The organism is Parasphingorhabdus pacifica, assembly GCF_054779195.1.
The window spans coordinates 142,449-165,959 of record NZ_BAAGYS010000008.1 but is presented as its reverse complement, the minus strand read 5'-3'; the positions used below and the strand labels follow the sequence as shown (position 1 = coordinate 165,959).

Below are 23,511 nucleotides of genomic sequence, written 5' to 3'. Positions count from 1 at the left end.
CTTTGGACCACGACGTTCAACCGCCGCCCCTCCTCGACCCGGCCGACCCCGGGCCTCCTCGCAACGTCCACCCCGGACGCAAGCACACACGCAGGCGTCACGCCTGCGCGGCCACCCGCCGTTCATTACGTATCACGACTTATGCCATTCAGCGTTCATCATTGACAACAACATTCGCTAATGACAATAGTAGCTGTGTGCGTGAAGCTCCTCGCGATCAGTTCGACTGAGGGAGAGTTCCGATGGCGCGTGTCCAGCTGGCTCTGAAGGTCTCCGACCTCGAAGCATCGATCGACTTCTATTCGAAACTTTTCAACACCGAACCGACCAAGCTCCGCCCCGGCTACGCCAACTTCGCCGTTGCCGAGCCCCCGTTGAAGCTGGTGCTGCTCGAAGGAGAGCCGGACCGGGCGACGGTCTTCGACCACCTCGGCGTGGAGGTGGACTCCACGGAACAGGTGGAAGGTGCTACTCACCGCTTGTCCGATGAAGGACTCGAGACCACGACAGAGGAAGAGGTCGCCTGCTGCTACGCGTCCATGGACCGAGTGTGGGTGTACGGCCCTGGTAAGGAGCCGTGGGAGGTCTACGTCGTCAAGGGCGAGGCCAACACCACCGGCGACGGCGGGTCGCTCAACATGCGCGAGCTCAACCGGGCCCTGCTGGCCAGGCAGCTGCTACTCGAACGCCGGAAACTGCGCCTCACCAACGTGTTGGAGCATCTGGTCGGGCTCAACGCCGAAAACCCAAACTCGCCGTACATCGGCCTGTGGAGCCGCCTCGAAGACTTCCACTTCAGCGCCCTCTCCGACCTCATCGGCGAGCGGGAGGCGGGCAGCAGCCGACAGATGCGCGGCGCGATGCATGTGACCAGTGCAGCCGACATCATGGCACTGCGCCCGTGGGTACAGCCACTACTCGAGAGCCGGCTGAAGAAGACGCACGGCCAGGCACTGGACGGCGTTGATCTACCCGAGGTCGCCGAAGCCGCCAAGGCCCTACTGACCGATAAGCCCCTCTCCCATGAGGAACTCGGCAAGGCGCTCGCCGACCGGTGGCCGCAGCACGATTCCACGGCCCTGGCGCAGGCAGCCGAACACGTGCTGCCACTGGTCCAGGTCCCCCTAACCAACATCCGGGGATCGAACGAGGCCGCCATGAACAGCACCGTCGAGGCATGGTTCGGCCGCCCGGTCGACGACTACGCCGAACCCGACAAGATCATTCTTCGCTACCTCTCGGTGTTCGGCCCGGCTGCGATCCGGGACGCCGAATACTGGTCCGGCATCAAGGATCTGAAAGAGGTCTTCGAGCGATTGCGTCCGCAGCTGAAGACCTTCCGCGACGAACGCGGCAAGGAACTGTTCGACCTACCCAACGCCCCGCGGCCGGGTGCGGATACACCGGCGCCGGTGCGTTTCCTGCCCGAATCGGACAACATCCTTCTCTCGCACGCCGACCAGCACCGGATCATCAGCGACGACCACACCGGCAAGGTGTTCACCGACAACGGCTCCCGGTCAACCGTCCTGATCGACGGCCATGTGGGCGGAACTTGGAACGTAGAGCACAAGAACAACACCACGACCCTCAAAGTTCATCCGTTCAAGCCATTGTCCGATGAGGACAGCGCCGCCCTCCGTGAAGAGGGAGCACGGCTGCTCGACGCCGTCGCCGCGGAAGCGGGAACGCACGAAGTCGAAATCACCTCCGCAGGCTGACGAATCCTCGGACGTGTCATGCGGCGCTGGGCGGGGCCTTGCTCCCCACCCAGCGCCTCGACGCGCGTTGAGCGCTCGCCACTCGACCACGCGAGCGAGACCGCCGCGGTCAGCAGCGCATCAGCCCCAAACACCTAGTACCGTCATTGACAACAGCATTTACTGCTGATATGAGTATTAGTATGTCACAATCCCGACTCGCCTCGCATTCGCCACCGGTGGCACGGCTCAGTAACCGCCACCGCACAGCACAGAACTCAACCGGAGGACGCGGCGATGCGTAGCTGGAGCGAGACGCTGTTCATCTTCGGCGCACTCTTCGTCGAGCTGGTGGCGCTGTTCTTGATCGTCGGCTTCGTCGCCACCTTGATCAACCGACGGGTGGGCGACCAGCGTCTCCAGGCGTGGCTTGGCGGCGGACGTCTGGCCGCCCCACTGAAGGGCGTCGCGCTCGGGGCGATCACCCCGTTTTGCTCCTGTTCGACCATCCCCGTCCTCGTGGGCCTGGTCCGGGCGGGCACGGCATTCTCCGCCTGCTCGGCATTCCTCATCGCCTCACCACTGCTCAACCCGATCACCCTCGGCATCGTCTGGCTGCTCTTCGGCTGGCAGATCATGATCGGCTACGGCATCGTCACCTTCGTCCTCACGGTGATCCTCTCGATCGTCTGGGAACGTCTCGGCCTCGAGCGCTACGTCAAGAAGGTGCGAGTGCAGGGCAACTGGAACCCGGACACCCCGTGGGCGGGATTGCGCACCGAGTCCGGGCCCGCCTGGCAGCAAACGGTATCGGCCTTCCGACCGATGATCCTGCCGATGTTCATCGGCATCAGCGTGGGCGCGGTCATCTACGGCGCGGTTCCCGAATCATTTCTCACCAGCGTTGCCGGACCCGGTGTCGCGCTCGCTGTACCGCTCGCCGCGGTGATCGGAATTCCGCTCTACATCCGACTGGAATCAGCGCTTCCCGTCGGGCTCGCACTCACCTCCGCCGGCATGGGTGTCGGGCCGATCTTCGCCCTGCTCATCGGCGGCGCCGGGGCCAGTCTCCCCGAGGTAAGCATGCTCACCGGGATCTTCAAACCACCGCTCGTGGCGGCATTCGTGGGCTCGATCCTCACGGTCGCCATCACCGGTGGACTGGTCATTCCGCTCATCGCCTGACCCAGTGATCAAGGAAAACGGAGGAGGAAGATCATGGCATCGAAAGGGATTCTCGGGCGCCTCTTCGGTCGCGGCCAGTCGGATGGTGGTGGCTGCTGCGGTGGCGGTATCACCATTATCCCGGAAGACGACGCTCCCGCCGACAAACAGGGTTCCGGACTCGACGTCGTCGTCGTGACCAACAGCTGCTGCAATCCGGCTGACAAACCACTCGAGGAGCGCGCGTTCCGGGTGATCGACGAGGCCATCGCTGAAACCGGCGTCGAGGCGGAGGTCCGTTCCGTGTCGGCCACGGACGCCATTGCGGGCGCGATGCCGTCCGACATCGTCACCGAGATCCAGAACCGGATCGCGCAGGGGACGCTCGAGCCCCCGGTGGTCCTGGTCGACGGGCGCATCGCCACGGGCAACGGCGTCGATCACAAGGACGTGGTCGCCGGTCTCACCGGCACCGCCAACATGTCCAGTTGAAGAGGTGATCCAGCCCGTCCTGGCTGGATCACCTCCCCGCCGAACTCGCTCTGCGCAAGAAGCGGCGAGAACTCCGTAGCGCTCGCCGCTCGACGGATCGCGCCCAGAGGTTCCATCGGATTCCCACCGATCTCGATGGAACGGTCCATCGAGCGTCCAACTCAGCTTGGGGAACAAAGGACCCATGTCAGAAGTCAACGCAAGCACGTCGTCTTCGGCCACCGAGACGGAGTCCACGGACCGCTGGCCGGCCCGCCTATGGGTGCTGCTCACCGTCTTGTGCCTCGCCTTCTTCCTGGACGGCCTGGACATCACCCTCATCGGTGTCAGCCTGCCGTCCATCGGAAACGAACTCGGCATGACCACCGCCGAACTGCAGTGGATCGTCAACGGATACCTGCTTGGTTCCGGTGGATTCTTGCTCCTTGGTGGCCGCAGCGCCGACCTGTTCGGGCGCCGCAAGGTGTTCCTGCTCTCCGTGGCCGTCTTCGGCCTCGCCTCACTGGCCGGCGGGCTCGTCAACGATGGTCTGCTGCTCATCCTGTCCCGCCTCGTCAAGGGCATCGCGGCAGGCTTCACCGTGCCGACGACGCTGTCGATCGTGACCACCACCTTCCCCGAAGGGAAGGCCCGCAACCGGGCGGTGGCCATCTACGGCGCGATTGGTGCGAGTGGTTTCTCGTCGGGCCTGATCGTGGGTGGTTTGATCACGTCGATCAGCTGGCGCTGGATCTTCCTGTTCCCCGTTCCGCTGACGCTGGCCATCATCCTCGTCGGCATGCTGGTCATCCCGAAGGACCGTCCCGCGGCCACCGGCCGCTACGACATCTTCGGAGCCATCGCTTTGACGGTGTCGTTGCTGCTGCTCGTCTACACGGTCGTCACCGCCCCGGATGCCGGGTGGTTCAGCACCCGGACCCTTGCCCTGCTCGGCGTCGCGATCGCGCTGCTCGTGGCATTCGTCCTGATCGAGAAGCGGGTTCACGACCCGCTGGTTCGGCTGGGAATCTTCCGCAGCGGTGCGCTGGTGCGCGCGAACCTGTCCTTCGTCGCACTGCTCGGGTCCTACTTCAGCTTCCAGTTCGTCATCACCCTGTACCTACAGGACACCCTCAAATGGGCACCGCTCGAGCTTGCTCTGGCCCTGTTGCCGGTCGGGTTGATCGTGGCGTTCGGCGCTCCGCTCGCAGGTCGCTGGATCGGCCGCGTCGGAACACCACCGCTGATCCTCCTGGGCCTGCTCTCCGAAGCCGTGGGCTTTCTATTGCTGCTCAGGCTGGGCACCGACCCGTCGTACCTCACCGACATCTTCCCCACAGCGGTCCTGGTCGGTGTCGGTTTCGCACTCACCTTCCCCTCCGCCAACGTGCAGGCCGTCGCCGGCGTTGACGCTCAGGAACAAGGTCTCGCCGCAGGCATCCTGAACTCCTCGGCGCAAATCGGAGGCGCCGTGGTGCTGGCGGTCACCACCGCGATCATCTCCGCCGGACAGGGACCGAACACTCCCGGCGCGCCGGTATCGCCCGAAGAGATGCTCAGTGCCTTCCGCCCGGGTCTGATGTTCTGCGCGGCCGTCGCCGCCTGCGGCCTCATCGTGATCCTGGGGCGAATGCTGGCCGACCGGATCAAAACCCGGCAGGGTGCACCCGCACCGTCTGCCCCATCACAGGAATCCGAGTAGGCCGACAAGTAGACGCTCCTAGCGGGCTGGAGGCGAACTTCTCGTGATTGGAGGGCGACCCGTGGACCTGACAGAGATCACCACGACGGTGCGGCAGCACCCGGACATCGACGACGCACTCGTCACCACCGCCGTCAGCCCGCACAGCGGCGACCAAGAAATCGTCGTCTACGCCGTGCCCAGCACGTCGGCGCAGCGCTGGGGGCGCCTCGTCGAGACCGCGACCGAAACGTTGGTCGACGGAATGGAGCGCCACCACACAGAACTCCGGGTATGGCGCGAGTTCTGGGACACGCTCGACGAAATCAGCGTACTCGTCATGGCGAGGACCCTCGTCGAGCTCGAGGCCTTCCGGGGCCCGAACGACATTGTTTCCGCCCAGGAATTGATGCAGCGTTGTGCGGTCGCACCGGATCACGATCCGCTGTTTCGGCAGTGGCTCCGGGTGCTGGCCGACAACGGGATCTTGCTATGTGGTCCTGATCCTGACGAGTACGTCTGCCCGGAACCTCTTTCGGCTCTCGAACTCGATGAGCGAGTCCAAAAGCGGCTGACAGCGTTGGTCGTGGACGGCGTCGAGCGAGTCTTCACCGACTACTTCGCCAGTTCGGTGGCACAACAGGCTTCCCTGCTGCGCGGCGAGGCGAACCCGCTCCCCCTCCTGTTCCCCGATGGCGACCCGACACTCGCCGAGACCTTCTACGCACGCAACCCGATCTCGATCGTCCTCAACGAGGTACTCGCTGAGACCGTGCGCGAGAGCGCCTCTCAGGGCCGGGTTGACCGCCCAGTGCGCATTCTGGAAATCGGCGCAGGTACCGGTGCCACCTCAGCGACCGTCCTCGAACGTCTCCCCGCGGAACACACCCGATATTGCTTCACCGATGTTTCGCAGTACTTCACCGATCACGCCGAGCAACGCTTCGCCGAAATTTCGTTCATGGACTACGCGGTTCTCGACCTCAACCGCGATCCTGCGGATCAAGGATTCGAGCCGGAGTCGTTCGACGTCATCATCGGCGCCAACGTCATCCACACCGCCAAACGCATCGATCACGCGCTTGACCGGCTACGCCCACTGCTCGCCCCTTCCGGCTTGTTGGTCGCCGTCGAGCGGACCACGAATACGCCGGTGCAGATGGTGACAGTGGGGTTCCTCGAAGGGTTCAGCTACTACGAGGACCAGCGTAAGGAATTCAACCTGCCTCTCCTCTCCTCAGAAGGATGGGTGACGGCTCTGCAGGAGGGTGGCTTCCACCGGATCGCCACCTTTCCGCACGGGGTGGCTGCGGCAACCGAGCTGGCCGAGCACGTCATCGTGGCCGAACGGTCGCCCAACGGAAAGCCGGTCACCGAACAAGCCGCACTGCGGCGCGACCTGGCCTCGCTGCTGCCCGATCCGGACGTGGCCTTCCACATCGTGCCGCTGGAGCGGATCCCACGCCGGGCCGGCGGCCTCATCGATGAACGCGCCTTGCCCTCTCCCTGGGTTGACAAGGCATAACCCGAGCACCGTGGAGGAGCTCCGATGCACGACCAACTTGTCCAGCAGGTTCGGGACTTCGCCGCTGCGGAGCTCCTGGACCGGCAATCACTGTTCGACTCCTTCACCAACGCCCCGCACCCGCAGTATCAGCGGTTCCACGAGACCGGGCTGATGAACTGGTGGTTACCGGAGGAACTCGGCGGACTCGGGTGTTCGCTTGAGGACAGCGTCGACATCGTCTCCGAACTCGCCTACGGCGACGCTGGCACCGCATTCACGCTGTTCATCTCGATCCTCGGCACGAGCATGGTCTCGCTCTACGGAAGCGACGACCTCCGCAAACGCTACCTCGCGCCGATGGCCGCAGAAGGCGGGTTCTGCGCGACCCTCGGCAGCGAACAGTCCGCGGGAAGCGAGCTCGCCAAGATCACCACGACGGCCACCCGGTCAGGGGACGACCTCGTCCTCAACGGCGACAAGTACTTCTCCACGAACACCGACTTCGCCGATTTCCTCGTGGTGCTAGCCCGTACCAATGACGAGCTCACCGATCATGTCGCCGTCGTGATACCGCGGGACAACCCGGGCATCCACGTCACCAAGCGGTGGGAGATGAACGGCCTGCGCTCCTCCGCGACCTACGAGGTATCGCTACGCGAGTGCCGCGTTCCGGCGGACAACATGCTGCCCGGCCCCGGACTGCGCTTGCTGGAGGTGGGGCTCAACGCCAGCCGTATCCTCATCGCCACCACCGCGCTCGGCGCCGCACGCAGGATCCGGGATCTCTGCATGGACTACGCGGAGGCGAAACCGCTGGGTGAGTCGTATCTGGTCGATAACGGCGTTTTCGCGGCGAAGGTCGGCCAGATGGAGATGCTCATCGACGTCATGCGCAACCAGTGCCTGTCGGCCGCGCGCGAGTACGACGCCGTGATGACCGGACCTGATGCGGCCGCGGAGTTCTTGCGCCGCGGCACCCTCAAGTCCGCACTCGCGTCGAAGATGTTCTGCGGACAGCAGGGCTGGTCGATCGCGAGCACCGGGTCGGAGATGTTCGGCGGCGTGGGATACACCCACGAACACGTCATCGGCAAGCTGCTGCGCGACATCCGCTACGTGTCGATCGTCGAGGGCGGCGACGACGTGCTGCGGGAGCTCATGTTCGACCGATACGTGGTCCCCGTTCCCAAGCGGACCTGACAATCACCGCAGCAGGCGCCGCAGCCACATCGCGATCAGCTCCAGGACAAGGACCACGGCGAACGTCATCAGCATGATGAGGGTGACGACCTCATACTCCCGTGTCCGCGTGGACTGCAGCAGGAAGAACCCGATGCCGCCACCGCCGACGATGCCGAGCAGCGTGGCAGCACGGATGTTGACGTCGAGCTGGTAGAGAGTGCTGCCCACGATCGCGGCCAGGGCTTGCGGCAGCGTAGCGGTGAAGTAGATCTGCAGGCATGAAGCACCGGTCGCTCGCAGTGCCTCCGCTGGCCCGGGATCGATCTCTTCCAAGGAGTCGGCTACGAGTTTGCCCAGCAGGCCGGTCGCGCCGAGGGCCAAAGCGAGGGTGCCTGCGACGGAACCGAGGCCAACGATGATCACGAGCACGATCGCCAACACGAGCTCGGGCATGGCGCGGACCACCAGGATGCCACCGCGGAAAACCAGGTACACCCAGCGGTTGGGAGCTACGTTGCGAGCGGCGAGCGATCCGGCCGGGATCGCCAATAGCGCCCCGAGCACGGTTGCGGCGAACCCGATCTGGATGGTGATCCGAAGCGCGTCCATCAGCTCGTCGAACGCACCTGCCGCACCAGGCGGCCAGAAGTGCCCGAGAGTGGTCAGCAGCCCGGTCAGGCCACCGCTGGGTTCACTGTCCAGCACACCACTGCCGACGAGCGCCCACACCACGGCGAGCGCGCACAGCGATCCGTAGCAGTACCTGCCAATACGCCTTAGCGACCACGGTGGCGACACACGTCGCGACCGCGGCGCGGACCGACGTTTCGGACTCGGTTCACCGCGCGAGGCCAGCCGGACGGTCACCATCCTCGCCTTGGCCCGCTCGTGGCCAGGGGCGTCCCGGAGCAGCGCCCGGCGCAGTGTTGCGGACAGCCATTCCACGACGACGCACAGCACCAGCAGGATCAGAGCCCATACGATACCCAGTGCGAAGTCCAGCCGGGCGAACGCCTCCGACATCTCCATGCCGACGCCGGCCACCCCCACGAAACCCAGGATCGCCGAAACCCGCAGGTTGATGTCGAACCGATGCAAGCCGACGGCAACAAACGAGGGCAATACGAGCGGGAATACCCCGGAAACCAGTTGCTGCGCTCTGCTCGCGCCCGCTGCGCGCAGCGCCTCGCGCGGGCCGGGATCGACCTGCTCGATCGCGTCGGAGTAGAGTTTTGCGACCATGCCGACGGAATGCAGGCCCATCGCCAGCACACCGGGTAGCACCCCGAGCCCGAAAAAGCGCACGAACACGATCGCCAGCACAACGTCCGGCACAACTCGCGCGATGACAACCACCGTTCGGGAGCCCAACCGACCGAACTCGGTCCGCTTCGTGCTCGCGGCGGCCGCCACCGCCAGCGGGATGCTCAGCACCACCGCGAGCAGGGTGGCCAGCAGCACCACGGACAGCGTCATCCCGACTTGCCTTGTCACTTCGGCCAATGGCGGGAACTCCAGCGGCCAGACCCGACGCACGAATCCGGCCGCATTGCCGTAGCTGTCGACAACGGTCGCGATGTTGATACGCAGGTCGACCAGCGACCAGATCCCGAACCCAACCAGTGCCAGCAACGTGGCGACGACGAGAACGGTCCGGGGAACGGGAGGCCGGAGTCGCGCCGCACTCATCGGCACCCCGGTTCCCGCGCCGCATCAGGGTCTGCGGTTGTGGTGTTCATGCCGTCCCACGCTGTGCCACCGGCGTCGCCCGGACCCGGTCGTAAACGAGCATCGCGGCGTCGGCGTCGAGATCGTCAGCCGGCCCTTGGAGGACGATCTCCCCATCGCGGAGACCGACGATGCGATTCGCCCAGGACAGCGCCAGCTCGACTTGGTGCAGGCTGCAGAGCACCGTCAATCCATCCTCGATCGCGATGTCCCAGATCAGGCGCATCACGGTCTGCGCGGAGTCGGGGTCCAGCGACGCCACCGGTTCGTCGGCGAGCAGGATCTCCGGACGCTGCATCAAAGCCCGAGCGACCGCGACCCGCTGTTGCTGGCCACCGGACAATGTGTCCGTTCGTTGGAACACCTGATCCGCGAGTCCCACTCGGTCCAATTGCTCCAGCGCCTCCTCGCGAAGCTTCTTGGAATAGCTGAACAGCCCGATTCGGGGTCCACGCAGGCGCCCGAGAGCGCCGCTGCACACGTTCTCCAGCACGCTGAGCCTGCCAACCAGCTGGAACTGTTGGAATACGAACCCGACCCGCCGACGCACTCGCCGCAGCGTTCGTTCACCGGTCGCACCCACGTCCGTCCCCAGCACGGTGACGCTGCCAGACGTTGGCCGGTGCAGGCCGTTGACGTGCCGCAGCAGGGTGGACTTTCCCGAACCGGACAGTCCCAAGAACACGACGATCTCCGCGGGATGCACCTCGAGTGTCACGTCGCGCAGCGCCGTCACATCCGGCGCGAACCGTTTGGTCACGTCCGTGAGCCGGACCGCTGGCCGCTGATCGGTTCCCATCTCGCCTCAATCCGCCTCGGTCGCTGAACGCTGAAGTCGCCCGGCCCTCATCAGCCGGTTTTGCAGATCTCGGCGTTGGTCACGCGACAAACATCCCGAATCGGGTTGAACGCCTGGTCGTCGATCGGTACGAATCCCCAGAACCCGGCGATGTCCTCGACTGGCAAGGCATCGGTATTGCCCTTCTCCACCACGGCCTTGGTGATAGTTTCCCGCAGTCGCGGATCCACTTGTTCGGAGATCGCAAGCGGCGGGTTGGCGATCGACTCGGAAGTCCAGATCTTTTTGAACGCAGTAGGATCGATTTCGCCTTGTTCGGGCAGGATCTTGTCCAGCATGACGTCGTTGACCGCACCCGCGTCGCAGTCGCCGTCGCGGACGGCGAGGACCGACGCATCATGACCGCCTGCGTACTGCGTGGCGTAGTCGCCTTCCCGCAATCCCGCCTGCATCAGACCCCCGAGCGGGTACAGGTATCCCGAAGTCGAGTTGGGGTCGACAAAGCACACGCGTTTGCCTTTGAGGTCGGCGAGCGTGTTGATGCCGCTTCCCGCTTTGACGATCACGTACGAGTGGTAGCCAGGGGGAGCCCCTCGCTCGATCACGGGGACTGCGATCGGCCGAATCCCGGCTTCGGAATCCTTGGCCAGGACATACGAGATCCCGCCGTAGAAGGCGAGGTCAATGGTTCCGGCCCGTTGGCCTTCGATCAGCGCCGCGTAGTCGGTGACCGTCTCGACCTGCACTTTCCTACCAGTCTCCCGACTGATGAGGTCAACGATCGGTTGGTAGTCCTGTCCCACGGAACTGGAGTTTTCATACGGGATGATGCCGAACACGAGGGCGTCGTCTCCGCTGTCCGTGGCGCTGGGCCCGCATGCGGCGACCCCGAACAAGGCGATCGCCGCCCCGAGGGCAGGCAGGATCCGATTTCTCATCGTTTGCAGCACGGTCATGACGCTCCTCGATCAGTAGCCGATGCGGTTTCCAAGGGCGCCACGCCCCAGGCGTCTTGCTCTCCCAGCGACACCGTCTTCGTGCACAGCCGGGTCAGCTGACCGAGGTCGTGCGAGACCACTAGGAGCGCCCGCTGCCCGACCAGGCGTTGCAGGGTCTTCTCGACCTCGGCGGCCGATATCTCGTCGAGGGCACTCGTCGGTTCATCGAGCAGGATGACCTCGGGATCCAGAGCCAACGCGCGCGCCAACGCCAAACGTTGCCGCTGTCCCACCGACAGTTCGGCCGCAGGGGAATCCAGTCGGTCCGCTACTTCGTCCCAGAGACCGGCTTCGACCAGCGCGGCCTCGGCACGCTCGCGGAGCCGACTACGCGGGGCACGGACCACGTGCCTGATTCCGAACAGGGCGTTGGCCACGATGCTGTCCGGGAAGACAACGGGGACTTGGGGAACGAGCACCGCCCGCGCCCGGATATCGGCGAGCACTGCAGACTTCTGGCCGACGGTCTCGGTATCGAGCACGCGCGCGCTGCCGTCCCCCCGTAGCGTGCCGGGAAGCAGCCCGACCAGTGCCCTGAGCACCGTCGACTTCCCGATGCCCGAGGGCCCACAGAGTCCTACCGCGCCATCGCTCGGGACGGAGAACGTCACGGGCCCGACCAGTGGACTCTTGTCCTTGTACACGGTGAGGTCTCGTACTTCGACAGCCTTCACAACCGCTCCCCTTCCAGTCGACGACGAGCAGGGATCACTGCGGCCAGCAGCACCACCACGATCACGACGAGCACGGTCGCCCCTCCCCACGCGGCCTCCAGAGCCGCTGGGTCGGCGGCGTCCTGGGCAAGGGCGAACACATGCGTCGGGAGGCTGACAACCGGCGAATCGGCAAAACCCGCGGGGAGAGCGCCCGCGCCTGCAAACACCGTCGCGGTGAACAGCAGTGGCGCCGTCTCCCCCGCGGCGCGAGCGAGCCCGAGGAGCAATCCCGTGATCAACGCCGGCCGCGCGTGTGGCATCAGGACCGAACGGACGACCTGCGCCCGGCTCAGACCGAGCGCCTGCGCGGTCTCCCTCCGCCCCGCAGGCAGCGAGACCAGCTGCGTCGCCACCGCGAGCGCCACCACCGGCACGGCGATGATCGCCAGAAGTACCGCACCTGCCAGCCAGCTCTTCGCCCAGCCCAGCGTCGTGCTGAAAAACCAGTAGCCGGCGAGACCGAGCAGAATGGTGGGAACACCACCGAGCGTGACCGCCATCGTTCGAAGCCACCGCTCGGACCGTGGCGACGCGAACTCCGCCATGACGATCCCGAGAGCAAGCCCGAGGAATGCGGCGATGATTCCGGCCGTGCCGACTAGCAGCAGCGTTCCGAGAATTTGGTTGCGCACACCGCCCCCGCTCGCCCCGACCGCCGGGGTGATCCAAAAGGCGGGGTTCAAGGCGTGCAGGCCGCGACTGGCGATCGCGATGGCAACGCCGACCGCGAGCAGGATCGGTACCGCGAGCAAAGCGCGCAATGCGAAGACCATCAACCGATCTCGGGTGAAGCGGTGCTTGGGCGCGGGGGAACGTCCGTGCCGGGAGCGGCTCGGCCGGTTCAGCTTCTTCGACTGCGCCAGCAAGGTCAGCCCCGCGACGACGACGAGCAACACGCCTCCGAGTGCGCACAGCGCGGCCCAATGCTCGCCCGCAGTACCGGCGAGCATCGGTTCCGGACCACCCAGCTTCGTGGTGATCGTCTGTCCCGGGCTGATCAAGGATTCGAAAAGATTTCCGAACCCGGGCACCTGACCATCGACACGTCCGATGACCAGGAAAATGGCGATCGTTTCGCCCAGAGCGCGGGCCAGCCCGAGCACACCTCCGGCCAGCATTCCGCCGCGCGCCAACGGCAGCACCGCGGAGCGGATCACTTCAGTCCTGGTCAGTCCGAGGGCAGCCGCGGCCTCTCGCGCCTCGTTGGGTACATCGGCAAGCGCATCGACCGAAATCGAGACCACCGTCGGGATGACCATCACGCCGAGCAAGAAACCGGCCGCCAGCAGGCTGTCCCCACCGGGTATGCCGAACAACCCGCTGACCAAGGGTCGAAGCATCACGACCCCGAGCAACCCGTAGACAATCGAGGGAACGGCCGCGAGAACCTCGACACCGGTGCGCAACGGGCGGCGCCAACGGAACGGAGTCAGTTCATGCAAGGCCAGGGCCGCAGACCAGCCGATCGGCAAAGCGATGAGCAGCGCCAGCACGCTGACCACCGCCGTGCCCCACAACATCGATAACGCACCGAAGTCGCCGCGCTGCGGGCTCCACACCGCGCCGGTGATCAGTTCCCACCAGTCAACCGGCCCGGAGATCACCCCGAGGATGATGAACACGGTCGGCAGGAGCACAGCAGCGCCGACGCTTGCGGCTCCGACACAGACGGCCACCACGAGCCAACGTGATCTCCGCGGGCGCGCGCGGGCTTCGCCGAGATCGGCCCGAGCCGCATCGGAAGTAACGGCGGTCACTGCACGCCCAGCTTCGCGAGGTCGAGGTAGCCGTGTTCGGTGACGAGTTGTTGCCCTTCCGAGGACAGCACGAAGTCGATGAGGGTTCGTTCACTTCCCTCGGGCTGGCCGTCCGTGATCAGCAGCAGCGGGCGGGCCAATGGGTATTTCCCGGTTCGGACGTCCTCGCCAGTAGGGAGGGCGCCTTCGACCTCCACCACTGCCAAGTCCTGCCTGCCCTCGGTGAACGCGACCGACAGCGGGGTGACCGCACCGGGTGTACTGGCCACCTTGGTGCGCGTCTCCTCGTTGCCACCGACGATCGAGTAGTTCCCGCCCACCGGGTCCGGTGGTGCTTCGCCGTCCTCTCCGTACAGGAACTTGTCGAGGACTTCGCGAGTGCCGCGCCCGGGCTCCTTGTTGTACACGTACACGGGAAGGTTCGGGCCGCCGAGTTCACTCCAGTTCGCGACCTTGCCCTCGAACAGCCGCCGTGCCTGCTCCCGCGTCAGCGAAGTCACGCCTGCGTCGTACACGTCACGACGGATCACGATCGCGACGGCGTCGCGTCCGATCTCCGTCGCGGTCAGATCGACGTTCGAATATCGCTCCCGCTCGGCATCCCCGACCGGTTTGGAACTCATCGCCACGTCGATCTGACCACTGGCCAGTTGCGCGATGCCACCGGCCGAGCCGCCCTGCGTGTCCAGCGTGATCGTCAATCCGCGGCTGCGGAGGACCTTCGCCGCATCTGCCACCACCGGGTTGACCGTCGTGGAGCCACTGACCCGAAGGGTTCCGCGCTCCCCAGCGCATCCGGCGGACGACGCGACCGCGGTCACGGCTCCGACGGCGGCCAGGCGAAGCACTGACCTCCGTTGCCATGGCCGGTCGAAGAATGCGGCGGGATGAACGTCCAAGGCGGCTCTGCTCACAAGTCGCTCCAAACCAAAGATGTCGGATTCTTGTCTGGCACGGTTCGTTGTGGGTTCGTTCCGCGATCACGTCGGCTTCGGTTCGCCTGTCTTCAACGCGGCACTAAAGCGATCCCGGATGTTTTCCGGGGCGTGCGTGTCGGTCGCGCGGGGCGGGATCGTCCCGGTGCGCCGCTTGGTTGGAACCAACATCAGATGCGGACCGGGGGCGCTCCGGGCTTGGTCGAACCGCGTCCGGATCTCGTCCAGGCTGTGGCACCGGAACACCGTCCGATAGCCCGCTGCCGCGGCGACCTCCTCGATCCGCGTGCCGACCGAGGTGGTTCGTTGCCCTCCCGTTGACTCGTGAACCCCGTTGTCCAGCACGACGTGCACCAGATTGGCCGGACTCTGATCGCCGATGGCCGACAGTGTTCCCATGTGCATCAAAACAGCGCCGTCGCCGTCGAGTGCGACAACGGTGTGGTCGGGTTGGGTCAGCGCCACGCCCAGCGCGACCGACGAGGCGTGGCCCATCGAGCCTTGCATGTAGAAGTTCCGGGGCCGGTCGTCAACACCGAACAGTTCGCGCCCGGTGTATCCGGTCGTGGCGACCACCGGATCTCCGTCGGCGAGTTTCGAGATCAACCGAACGACCTCGGCGCTGTCCAGACGTCGTTCGTCCACCACCTCCGCCGAGGAACCGACCTTACCCACGGCCCCTTTCTCCACGAGCACGAACGGCGCCTGCCCCTCGTCCAACGCCGCCTCGGCTGCTCCGAGGATCTCGGCGAAGCGACCCGGGCCGTCATCGGCACCGCATCTCCAGTGCGGAAGGCCGAGCAACTCCAGCAAGGGCTGGGTGATCGCGCCCATGACCTCGTGCTGGGGCTCATCATCTGCCGGATCGGGCCAGCCGCGCAGGCTCACGAAGGTGAGGACCGGGATCCGGTAGGTCATCACGAGGGAGGTGAGCGGGTTGACCAGGTTTCCCAGCCCGGAGTTCTGCAACATGGCGTAGGCGCGCCCACCGGCCAGCGCCACGCCGGCGGCCGCGGCCAGCGCAGCTCCTTCGTTGGCCGCGGGTATGTAGCTGCCCGGCGTTCGGCTGAGCAGTGCGATCGGACCGCCGAAGAACGAACACGGAACGCCACTGGCGACATTGAACCCGCGCTTGGCCAGTTCATCGCAGAACAGCTCGGCTGGAATCACGGATCAACCTCCGAAGGTACTTAACTGCGTTCACAGAAATGCGAAATCGCTGCTAACCCGCGCCGCCCGGCGTGATCCGCCGGAGCGAGATCTCGTCAGGAGAGGCGGATCCGCTGGAAGGCGCCTGTTCCCGGCACGGGCTCGGCAGTCGCCCCGTTCGCCGGGGTCGGTTGCGGCGACCAGGCGGGGTTGTATTCGATCCGCACGACGATGATCGTGATCGTCGTACCGCCCCCGTGTCCGACCATGAGCACGTGGTCGCCGGGACCCACCTCGCCCGTCTCGACCAGGTGCTCCAGCCCCATGATCTGGTCGTTGACCGTGAGGTGTCCCCAGCCGTGGCCGAAGTCCCCCAGCCCTTTGTCGGGGTCAATGCCGATCGGGTCCAGGATGACCTTCAGGTAAGCGTCCCGGGCGGTGAACACGTGCGTCACGCGAGTGACGTCCTCCGGCCCGATACCCGCCTCGGCCAACGTCGCCAGCGCGGTCTCCGCCCGGAGGTCGCCCTGACGCGTGACCATCCATTCAACGGCTGCGCCTTCTCCGACCGCGGCCATCCGCTCCCGGAAGTCGACCTTGGTGCGATTGTCCATTGCCGTGGGGACGAGCGGTTCGTCACCGCGGTAGAGGTATTCGAGGTCCGAGGTGGACACCGTCTTGATGGCCATCAGCCGGGCGAACCCCACGTGCTTGGACAGCAGGACAGCGGTCGCACCGTCACCGAGGACACCGTTCTGCAGTCCGAATGACCATCGGTTGAAGTCCGGGGTGCCGAGGTTGTCAGCACCGGTGAGCAGTGCCTCGGTCCTCTCCGGCACCGCCATCAGGTAGGATGCGGCCAGCTCCATCCCGCTCATCGTCCCGTTGCACGCTTGCCAGACGTTGTAGGACGGGATGTCCTGGTCGGAGAGGTTGCGCAGCACGTACTGGTGAGCCGACCACCCCACCGGGCCCTGCTTCCAGCTGCCCGCATGCATGTGGAGGTCGATGTCGCGCGGTGCTCGACCGGAGCGCTCGATGGCTGTGCGAGCCGCACGGATCGCCATATCGGGTGCCGACAGGTCGCCGGCGACCGTGGCGCCGGTCCAGCCGTACCATTCGTAGTCGTCCTGGGAGTAGAGCCCGAGCTCGACCGCGCGCTCGGCGCTCATGACCTCCGGCAGATAACTGCCCATGCCGGAGATGTACAGAGGCGTTTTCACTTATCCAGCCCTTCCCGTCGTCCAGCGAGGCGTCGAGTCAGCGAGTCGGTACAGCTGTGCGGACGTTGTCGGCGACGGTGGTGATGGACCCGTCGTTGAGCAGCTTCATCGCAGGAAGCTTCACCTCGAACTCCCGCTCCACTCGATTGCGGAACTCCATGAACATCAACGAGTCCATCCCCATCTTCTTCAACGGCAACCCGACATTGATCCGGTCCGCACGCATCCCCAACACCGACGCAGCCAGATCAACCAACCTCACCTCAAGCTGATCCGGAGAACCCTGGTTCGTTTCTACGGACTCCTGCGCAATTTCGGTGTCCGGTGCGGTCGCGCTCTCGGAACTGTCCGATGCGGACTCTTCCGAAGTGCTTGGCATCACCGAAGTTTCGTATTCTTCCGCGTCTGGCGGGAATTCAGGGCGGGCAGCGCGAACACTTTCCGCGACGGTGGTGATGGACCCATCGTTGAGCAGCTTCATCGCAGGAAGCTTCACCTCGAACTCCCGCTCCACTCGATTGCGGAACTCCATGAACATCAACGAGTCCATCCCCATCTTCTTCAACGGCAACCCGACATTGATCCGGTCCGCACGCATCCCCAACACCGACGCAGCCAGATCAACCAACCTCACCTCAAGCTGATCCGGGGCCGCGGGCACCGCCTCGGGTGCAGGCGCGCTCCCGGACTCAGACCGAGGCTGGTCCACCGGCGCTTGCGGCACGGATGTCAAAGCGGGTGCACCGTTGGTCGGCTCGGAAACGGCACGCAGCCGGACCGAGCGCACGCCAGGCATGGGCGCGGCCTCGGGCTGCGCCCGACGCGAGCCGCCTCCGATGAGGCCCTGTAGATGGGGTGCCGCTGCTGCGATCGGATAGGCAGCAGCCCAGCTGTCCCAGTCGACGCGCAGGACCGCCACCTGTGTCCGCCCCCCGCGCAGGAGGCTGTTCAGAACGGACATCCCCTCATCCGGGCTGAACTGCGACATTCCGCGCGGCAAGATGCTCTGCCCGTCGGCGAGTTCCTTCCGAGCCATCATTCCGACTTCTGCCCAGAACCCCCAGTTGATCACCAGGGCGGGCTGTCCCTGTGCTCGCCGGTGATGGGCGAGCGAATCGAGGAACGCGTTGCCCGCGGCATAACCACCAAGGAACGGAGAGCCGAGCATCGTGGCTCCCGAGGAGAACAGCGCGAAGAAATCGAGCTGTTCATCCTGGACGACGCGGTGCAGGCTCCACCCGCCCGTGACCTTGGCGTGCAAGAGCTCGTCGAGTTGTGCACGATCCAGCTCCCTGACCTGGACATACTCGATGGCTCCGGCTGCGTGGACCACACCTCGCAGAGGCGGATCCCCGGCGTGACGCCGCTCGTCGAGGACCTCGCGCATGGTGTGGGCGTCCGCGGTGTCGACGGCGACGTACTCCACATCGACACCCCGCTTCGCGAGGTTGCGGAGCACCTCGATCTTCGGCGCGACGGGATCGTTCGGTCCGATGGCGTCCCAGGTTCCCGGATCAGGCAGTGACGTGCGCCCGGTCAACAGGAGGTGCTGGGCTCCCTGGTCGACCAGCCAACCTGCCAGCTGACCGCCGATGCCACCGAGTCCTCCGGTGACCAGGTAGGTCCCGTCGGGGCGGACGACGTCGGTCTGGGAGGCCGACGACCGGTTCGGTGTCTCCGGGAATGTCAGCAGCACTCGGCCGCTGGCGGTTCGCCGCACCTGATCCCGAAGCTCTTCCGGCGACCCCACTGCCGGGACCTCCACACAAGGCAACGGCTGCAGGGCACCTCGTTCCACCAGGTCGAAGATTCCCTCGATGGCGTCACCGACCCCGTCGGTCCGTCCTGCGGTGACCGCCAGCGGCGCGTACGGGACGGAAGCGACCTCGGTGGGGCTCAGGTGACGTGGCTTGGGTGCCACCTGGGTAACAGGGACCATCACGTACGGCGATGTCGGCTCGTCCGTCACGGTCGCGACCTCGTCACCGATGGCGAAACCGGCCACGCCATCGCCGATGGCCTCGATGACGCCGGTGACCTCGCTGGGCCTCCCCGGTTCGCCGTACGCAGCGTGGACCGTGCGGATGACGATCTCGGGGGCCCCCGGAGCCGGAAACAGGTACTCGTTTGCCGTGCTCCGGGCCAACCGGGCGGTGAAACGTCGTCCGCCGCGGATTGCAAGCTGGTCTTCACCATCCGGTTGAAGCACCTGCTCGACCAAGGTCTGGATACTGCCAGCGGCCTGGTCAATGTCGACCAGGGTCGGCCTCAGCTCCGGCTGTTCGGCGGAGATGGTTCGTCCGAGCCCCCACAATGCGCCTTGGAGCGGCGCTGCGACGACATCGTCCTCGCCGACCTGCTGGCTCGACCGGCTCACCAACCACAGACGAGGCGTGCCGGCGACATCGGCGCGCGCCAGCGCCTGCACAACGTGCACAACGCTGTGGCAGGCGAAGGTCTGCGCACGCCGGATCTCAGCGGGTGTGGCATCGATGGGTGGCGTGGCGTCGAGCCCCCACATGTGCACGATGCCCCGCAGCGGGCCTTCCTCGGAGATCTCGTTGATGACCTCCGCGAGATCATCGGGCGAGTCCGGATTGATCCGGTAGCGATCGGTACTTGTCTTCCCGGTCCGGGCCGCGGTCGTAGCCGCGAACACCCGATGCCCGCGTTCTTGCATGTCTTGGATCACGTGACGACCGGTCGAGCCGCTGTCGGCGAGCACCAGCCACACCCCGTCGCGGGCGGGGGCCGGCGAATCGCCTGACGCTTCGTTGGGGACCCATCGGAGGTTGTAGAGCCAGTCATCGGACCGGACGGCCGCTTCGTCTGGCGGGTGCGTAACGGATGTAGGGGCGTCGTTGGTCACCGGCTTCTCGGGGGACATCGTTACCTCTTTGAGCGGTTCGGGGGCGTGGCCTGCCAAATACTGAAGCCGGAGCCCGCGCAGTTCCGCGATGAGCTGTCGCTCTCCGTTCAACACGCGAATGTCGCCCTGGAAGGAATCGGATCGATCCGTATGGCCGAGGTGGACGTGGACCCACAGATCCGGTTCCGGGGCTCGGTAGAACCGCACTTCCTCGATACTTCCGAGAACGAACGGCGCATCCTGGCCTGGGGCGACTTCGGGCCGAGCCGCGATCAAGGAGTGCGCCACGGCATCCAGGATCGCCGGGTGGAATTCGTGGTGCTCGAGCGTGGACCGGATGGAGTCGCGGCACCGCAAGCGCGTCAGCGCTTCGCCATTTGTGCGCCGCACGTCCTCGATCGCTTGGAACGCGCCTTCCCACTGGTTTCCCAGGTCAGCGTGCCACGGGTAGAAATCCGCCCGTGTCTGGTACTCCGGGCATCGGGCACCGATGTCGGTGAACGACTCCCCCGGTTCACTCGGTGGTTCCGGGATGGCGCGCACCCGCGCTTCTGCGTGCAGCGTCCAGTCCTCGACCATATCGGTGCGGCTGTGCAGCTCGAAGGCGAGCTCGTCGCCTTCTTCGGCAAGGGTCACCCGAACAGTGGTCACGGCATCATCGGACAAGAAGACGGCCTGACGGAATCGCACGTCGCGCACGGCGATCGGTACCGGACCGAGCATCTCGTGGGCGGCGGCCGTGGCCATCTCAAGGTAAGCCGCCCCTGGAAGGATCACCGTCTCCTCGACCTTGTGGTCGCGAAGATAGGCATTACGTTCCAGATCGATGGGACCTTCCCAGGAACGACAACCGGGCTCGGCCACCACTTCGTCGCCGAGCAGGGGATGCTGAACGTCCTTAGCGGGCGTTACCGACGTCCTCACAGTCGACGCGCTGTCCACCCAGTACGAGTCGCGTTGCCAGGCGTAACGCGGCAGTGGCACGAACCGTCCACCTACGGTCAGCCGCTCCCAGTCAACCGGCACACCTCTGGCGTACAGCTTGCCCAGAGCCGAGAGCATAGTTGCCCGCTCCGGTTCCTCGCGACGCAGCGAACCGATACCGGCCTGCGCCGACGCGGTCGCGTCGATGGCACTGACCAATACCGGGTGCGGGCTGATCTCGATGAACACGGTGTCGTCGCGTTCGAGCTCTCCCAGCACCGCACCGACGAAGTCGACCGGTTCGCGAATGTTACGTGCCCAATACTCCGCATCGAGACCCGCGCCATCGATGACTTCGTTCAGCAACGTGGAATGGATCGGGACAGAGCCCGGCTTCGGCTCCAGATCGGCGAGCGTGGTCAGGAGCTCCTCGCGAATAAGGTCCATCTGCGGCCCGTGGGATGCGAAATCCACGTTGATCCAGCGATTGAACACATCCTGCTCGTCGAGCGCGGCGAGGATCTCGGAAAGCGCCTGCCGATCGCCCGAGAGCAGCGTGGACGTGGGGCTGTTAGCGGCGGCGATGGAGACCTTCTGTTCGTACCCGACTATGGCCTCGGCGGTCGCCGCGGCCGACAATTCGACCCACGCCATCGTTCCCCGCCCACTCAGCCGCTTGGCGATCCTGCTCCGCCGGCAGATCACCGCACCTGCGTCTGCGAGGCTGAGTGCACCCGCGACATGCCCTGCGGCCGCCTCTCCCATGCTGTGACCGATCACGACATCCGGTTCGACGCCCCAGGATCGCCACAGCGCGGCGAGCCCGACCTCCATAGCCCACAACGCGGGCTGGATGACGTCCAGTTCGGCGAATCGCTCGGCGTCACCGTCGCGGAGCAGCTCGATGACCGACCAACCCGCCTCCTCGTTGATCACTTCGTCGCATTGGAACAGTGCCGCGCGGAAAACCGGCTCGGATTCCAGGAGCTCGCGCCCCATGCCGATCCACTGGGATCCCTGCCCCGGGAACACAAAGGCGATGGTGGGACGCTTCTCGCCGACGTACTCGGTGTGTGGCAGTCCGGGAACGTCGCCGTGTTCGGCAAACTCGTAGAGCACGGCAGCCGCCTCTGCTGCCGATTCGGCGGTGACGGCGAGCCGACTGTCCTGGTGTTGGCGACGGACCGCTGCGCTGTGGCAGGTATCAGGCCAGTCCACTCGTGACTGCGCGCCGGATGTCAGGAAGTCGGCGTAGCGACCGGCGAGTTGCCGCAACGCCTCCGGTGTTGCGGCCGAGATCGGCAATAATTCGGCACGGTGCTCCGGTGCCACATGGTCCTGCCCACGCGCCGCCGACGGCTCGGGGGTGGAGAGGACGAGGTGCGCATTGACTCCGGTGAGCCCGAAGCTGCTGACACCGGCTACCGTTCGGCCAGCCCGACCCGACAGCGGGGTCCGGGTGTGGGGAAGCCGGAAGGGCAGGTCGGCCCATGGAACCGCGGGGTTCGGGGTGCTTTGATGGAGGTTGGGCGGGACCTCGCCGTTTTCCAGGCACAGTACCGCCTTGATTAGGCCGGCGATCCCGGCCGCCCCTTCAGCGTGACCGATATTGGTCTTGACCGAACCAACGAGGCATTCGCGGTCTGCCGGTCGTCCCTCGCCGAGTACCGTACCCAACGCCTGGAGCTCCACGACATCGCCGACGGCCGTGCCGGTGCCGTGAGCCTCGACGTAATCGACGTCTGCGGGGTTCACACCGGCCTGCCGGTAGGCACGATTCAGGACACCTTGTTGCCCTTCCTCACTAGGGGTGACCAGGTAGCCATTGCTTCGCCCGTCGCTGCCGACGGCACTGCCGAGAATGACGGCCCGGATGCGGTCGCCATCCTCGCGGGCGCGAGAAAGCGGCTTGAGGATGACCGCGCCGATGCCGTCGCTGCGGACGAACCCGTCCGCGTCTTCGTCCCCGAACTTGCACCGCCCGTCACCGGCGAGCATGCCGGCGCCCGAGTAGACCGTTCCTTCCTCCGGAAGCAGAACCATGTTCACCGCTCCGGCAAGTGCCATCTCGCACTCGCCCGAGCGAATGGACTGAGCTGCGAGGTGAACCGCGGTTAGCGATGACGAACAGGCCGTGTCGACGGTGAGTGTAGGGCCGCGGAAGTCGAAGCTGAAGGCCAACCTGCCCGAGGTCATCGCACGAGCGGCTGCCCCGATCAGACCGTAGAACTCCAGCGATTCCCGGTTCTGGTACTGCATGTGCCAGTACTCGCCACCCTGCTGTCCGACGAACACCCCGGTGTCGGACCCGACCAGCCGATCGAGCGGTACCCCGGCATCTTCGAACGCCTCGTAGGCCGCCTCGAGCAGGAGCCGTTGCTGTGGATCGACCTGTTTGGCCTCGCGAGGCGAGATGCCGAAGAAGGTGGCATCGAATTCGTCGATCCGGCTCAGAAAACCACCCCACCGGCTGCTGGTTCGGCCGGGTGAGGACGGAGCCATTTCGTAGATCGCGTCAACGTCGTAGCGGTCCTTAGGGACCTCGGTGATCGCGTCCTCGCCTGCGCACAGTTGCTGCCAGAACTCTTCGACGTTGGCAGCACCGGGTAACCGCCCGGCCATACCGATGACCGCGATCGGTTCTAGGTCGTGCGCGGAGGTGTCCGCCGGGTGACTCACCGGCTCGCTGCTGTTGCTGTGCATGTCCG

Annotated in this window: 15 protein-coding genes; 6 read left to right on the top strand and 9 right to left on the bottom strand. The window is 65.6% G+C overall.

Annotated elements, in window-relative coordinates; all coding sequences use genetic code 11:
* The first annotated feature begins 242 nt into the window (after positions 1 to 242).
* From ACYVAN_RS12410 to ACYVAN_RS12385, 6 genes are all read left to right on the top strand, one after another.
* On the top strand, positions 243 to 1,721 hold the full coding sequence (locus ACYVAN_RS12410) for an ArsI/CadI family heavy metal resistance metalloenzyme (RefSeq protein WP_460958987.1): 1,479 nt from the start codon (positions 243 to 245) through the stop codon (positions 1,719 to 1,721).
* A gap of 276 nt (positions 1,722 to 1,997) precedes the next feature.
* Positions 1,998 to 2,885: a permease gene (locus tag ACYVAN_RS12405; protein ID WP_460958985.1), complete on the top strand. Its 888-nt coding sequence runs from the start codon at positions 1,998 to 2,000 to the stop codon at positions 2,883 to 2,885.
* A 33-nt stretch (positions 2,886 to 2,918) separates the two neighbouring features.
* Entirely contained in the window at positions 2,919 to 3,356 is a 438-nt protein-coding gene (locus ACYVAN_RS12400; protein ID WP_460958983.1) for a hypothetical protein, read from the top strand.
* Positions 3,357 to 3,540: 184 nt separating this feature from the next.
* Positions 3,541 to 5,037 carry an MFS transporter gene (locus tag ACYVAN_RS12395; RefSeq protein WP_460958981.1) on the top strand — a complete coding sequence of 499 codons (1,497 nt, stop codon included), beginning with the start codon at positions 3,541 to 3,543 and terminating at the stop codon, positions 5,035 to 5,037.
* Positions 5,038 to 5,098: 61 nt separating this feature from the next.
* Positions 5,099 to 6,541: a class I SAM-dependent methyltransferase gene (locus ACYVAN_RS12390; protein WP_460958979.1), complete on the top strand. Its 1,443-nt coding sequence runs from the start codon at positions 5,099 to 5,101 to the stop codon at positions 6,539 to 6,541.
* A 24-nt stretch (positions 6,542 to 6,565) separates the two neighbouring features.
* Positions 6,566 to 7,723, top strand: a complete 1,158-nt coding sequence (locus ACYVAN_RS12385) for an acyl-CoA dehydrogenase family protein (protein ID WP_460958977.1) — start codon at positions 6,566 to 6,568, stop codon at positions 7,721 to 7,723.
* Positions 7,724 to 7,726: 3 nt separating this feature from the next.
* Here ACYVAN_RS12385 and phnE read toward each other — a convergent pair whose 3' ends face one another.
* From phnE to ACYVAN_RS12340, 9 genes are all read right to left on the bottom strand, one after another.
* Entirely contained in the window at positions 7,727 to 9,394 is a 1,668-nt protein-coding gene (gene phnE / locus ACYVAN_RS12380) for a phosphonate ABC transporter, permease protein PhnE (RefSeq protein ID WP_460958975.1), read from the bottom strand.
* Positions 9,395 to 9,440: 46 nt separating this feature from the next.
* Positions 9,441 to 10,232 (bottom strand): phosphonate ABC transporter ATP-binding protein, encoded by a 792-nt coding sequence (gene phnC / locus ACYVAN_RS12375; RefSeq protein ID WP_460958974.1) that lies wholly within the window; start codon positions 10,230 to 10,232, stop codon positions 9,441 to 9,443.
* Positions 10,233 to 10,282: 50 nt separating this feature from the next.
* The gene (locus ACYVAN_RS12370; RefSeq protein WP_460958972.1) at positions 10,283 to 11,188 is read right to left on the bottom strand and encodes a phosphate/phosphite/phosphonate ABC transporter substrate-binding protein; all 906 of its coding nucleotides are present in this window, start codon (positions 11,186 to 11,188) and stop codon (positions 10,283 to 10,285) included.
* Positions 11,185 to 11,904, bottom strand: a complete 720-nt coding sequence (locus ACYVAN_RS12365; RefSeq protein ID WP_460958970.1) for an ATP-binding cassette domain-containing protein — start codon at positions 11,902 to 11,904, stop codon at positions 11,185 to 11,187. Before ACYVAN_RS12365 ends, ACYVAN_RS12370 begins: the two co-directional genes overlap by 4 nt.
* Positions 11,901 to 13,703: a phosphate ABC transporter permease subunit PstC gene (gene pstC, locus ACYVAN_RS12360; RefSeq protein WP_460958968.1), complete on the bottom strand. Its 1,803-nt coding sequence runs from the start codon at positions 13,701 to 13,703 to the stop codon at positions 11,901 to 11,903. Before pstC ends, ACYVAN_RS12365 begins: the two co-directional genes overlap by 4 nt.
* Positions 13,700 to 14,617 (bottom strand): phosphate ABC transporter substrate-binding protein, encoded by a 918-nt coding sequence (locus tag ACYVAN_RS12355; protein WP_460958967.1) that lies wholly within the window; start codon positions 14,615 to 14,617, stop codon positions 13,700 to 13,702. Before ACYVAN_RS12355 ends, pstC begins: the two co-directional genes overlap by 4 nt.
* Before the next feature lie 66 nt (positions 14,618 to 14,683).
* Positions 14,684 to 15,808 (bottom strand): phosphonopyruvate decarboxylase, encoded by a 1,125-nt coding sequence (aepY, locus tag ACYVAN_RS12350; RefSeq protein WP_460958965.1) that lies wholly within the window; start codon positions 15,806 to 15,808, stop codon positions 14,684 to 14,686.
* Positions 15,809 to 15,903: 95 nt separating this feature from the next.
* On the bottom strand, positions 15,904 to 17,010 hold the full coding sequence (locus ACYVAN_RS12345; protein ID WP_460958963.1) for a ketoacyl-ACP synthase III family protein: 1,107 nt from the start codon (positions 17,008 to 17,010) through the stop codon (positions 15,904 to 15,906).
* 37 nt (positions 17,011 to 17,047) lie between these two features.
* Positions 17,048 to 23,506 carry a type I polyketide synthase gene (locus ACYVAN_RS12340; RefSeq protein ID WP_460958961.1) on the bottom strand — a complete coding sequence of 2,153 codons (6,459 nt, stop codon included), beginning with the start codon at positions 23,504 to 23,506 and terminating at the stop codon, positions 17,048 to 17,050.
* Positions 23,507 to 23,511 lie beyond the last annotated feature (5 nt).

What these genes read in the sequence shown, in the direction of transcription:
- ACYVAN_RS12410 (WP_460958987.1), top strand. Translation starts at nt 243, where the DNA reads ATGGCGCGTGTCCAGCTGGCTCTGAAGGTCTCCGACCTCGAAGCATCG.
- ACYVAN_RS12405 (WP_460958985.1), top strand. Translation starts at nt 1,998, where the DNA reads ATGCGTAGCTGGAGCGAGACGCTGTTCATCTTCGGCGCACTCTTCGTC.
- ACYVAN_RS12400 (WP_460958983.1), top strand. Translation starts at nt 2,919, where the DNA reads ATGGCATCGAAAGGGATTCTCGGGCGCCTCTTCGGTCGCGGCCAGTCG.
- ACYVAN_RS12395 (WP_460958981.1), top strand. Translation starts at nt 3,541, where the DNA reads ATGTCAGAAGTCAACGCAAGCACGTCGTCTTCGGCCACCGAGACGGAG.
- ACYVAN_RS12385 (WP_460958977.1), top strand. Translation starts at nt 6,566, where the DNA reads ATGCACGACCAACTTGTCCAGCAGGTTCGGGACTTCGCCGCTGCGGAG.
- phnE (WP_460958975.1), bottom strand. Translation starts at nt 9,394, where the DNA reads ATGAGTGCGGCGCGACTCCGGCCTCCCGTTCCCCGGACCGTTCTCGTC.
- phnC (WP_460958974.1), bottom strand. Translation starts at nt 10,232, where the DNA reads ATGGGAACCGATCAGCGGCCAGCGGTCCGGCTCACGGACGTGACCAAA.
- ACYVAN_RS12370 (WP_460958972.1), bottom strand. Translation starts at nt 11,188, where the DNA reads ATGACCGTGCTGCAAACGATGAGAAATCGGATCCTGCCTGCCCTCGGG.
- ACYVAN_RS12340 (WP_460958961.1), bottom strand. Translation starts at nt 23,506, where the DNA reads ATGCACAGCAACAGCAGCGAGCCGGTGAGTCACCCGGCGGACACCTCC.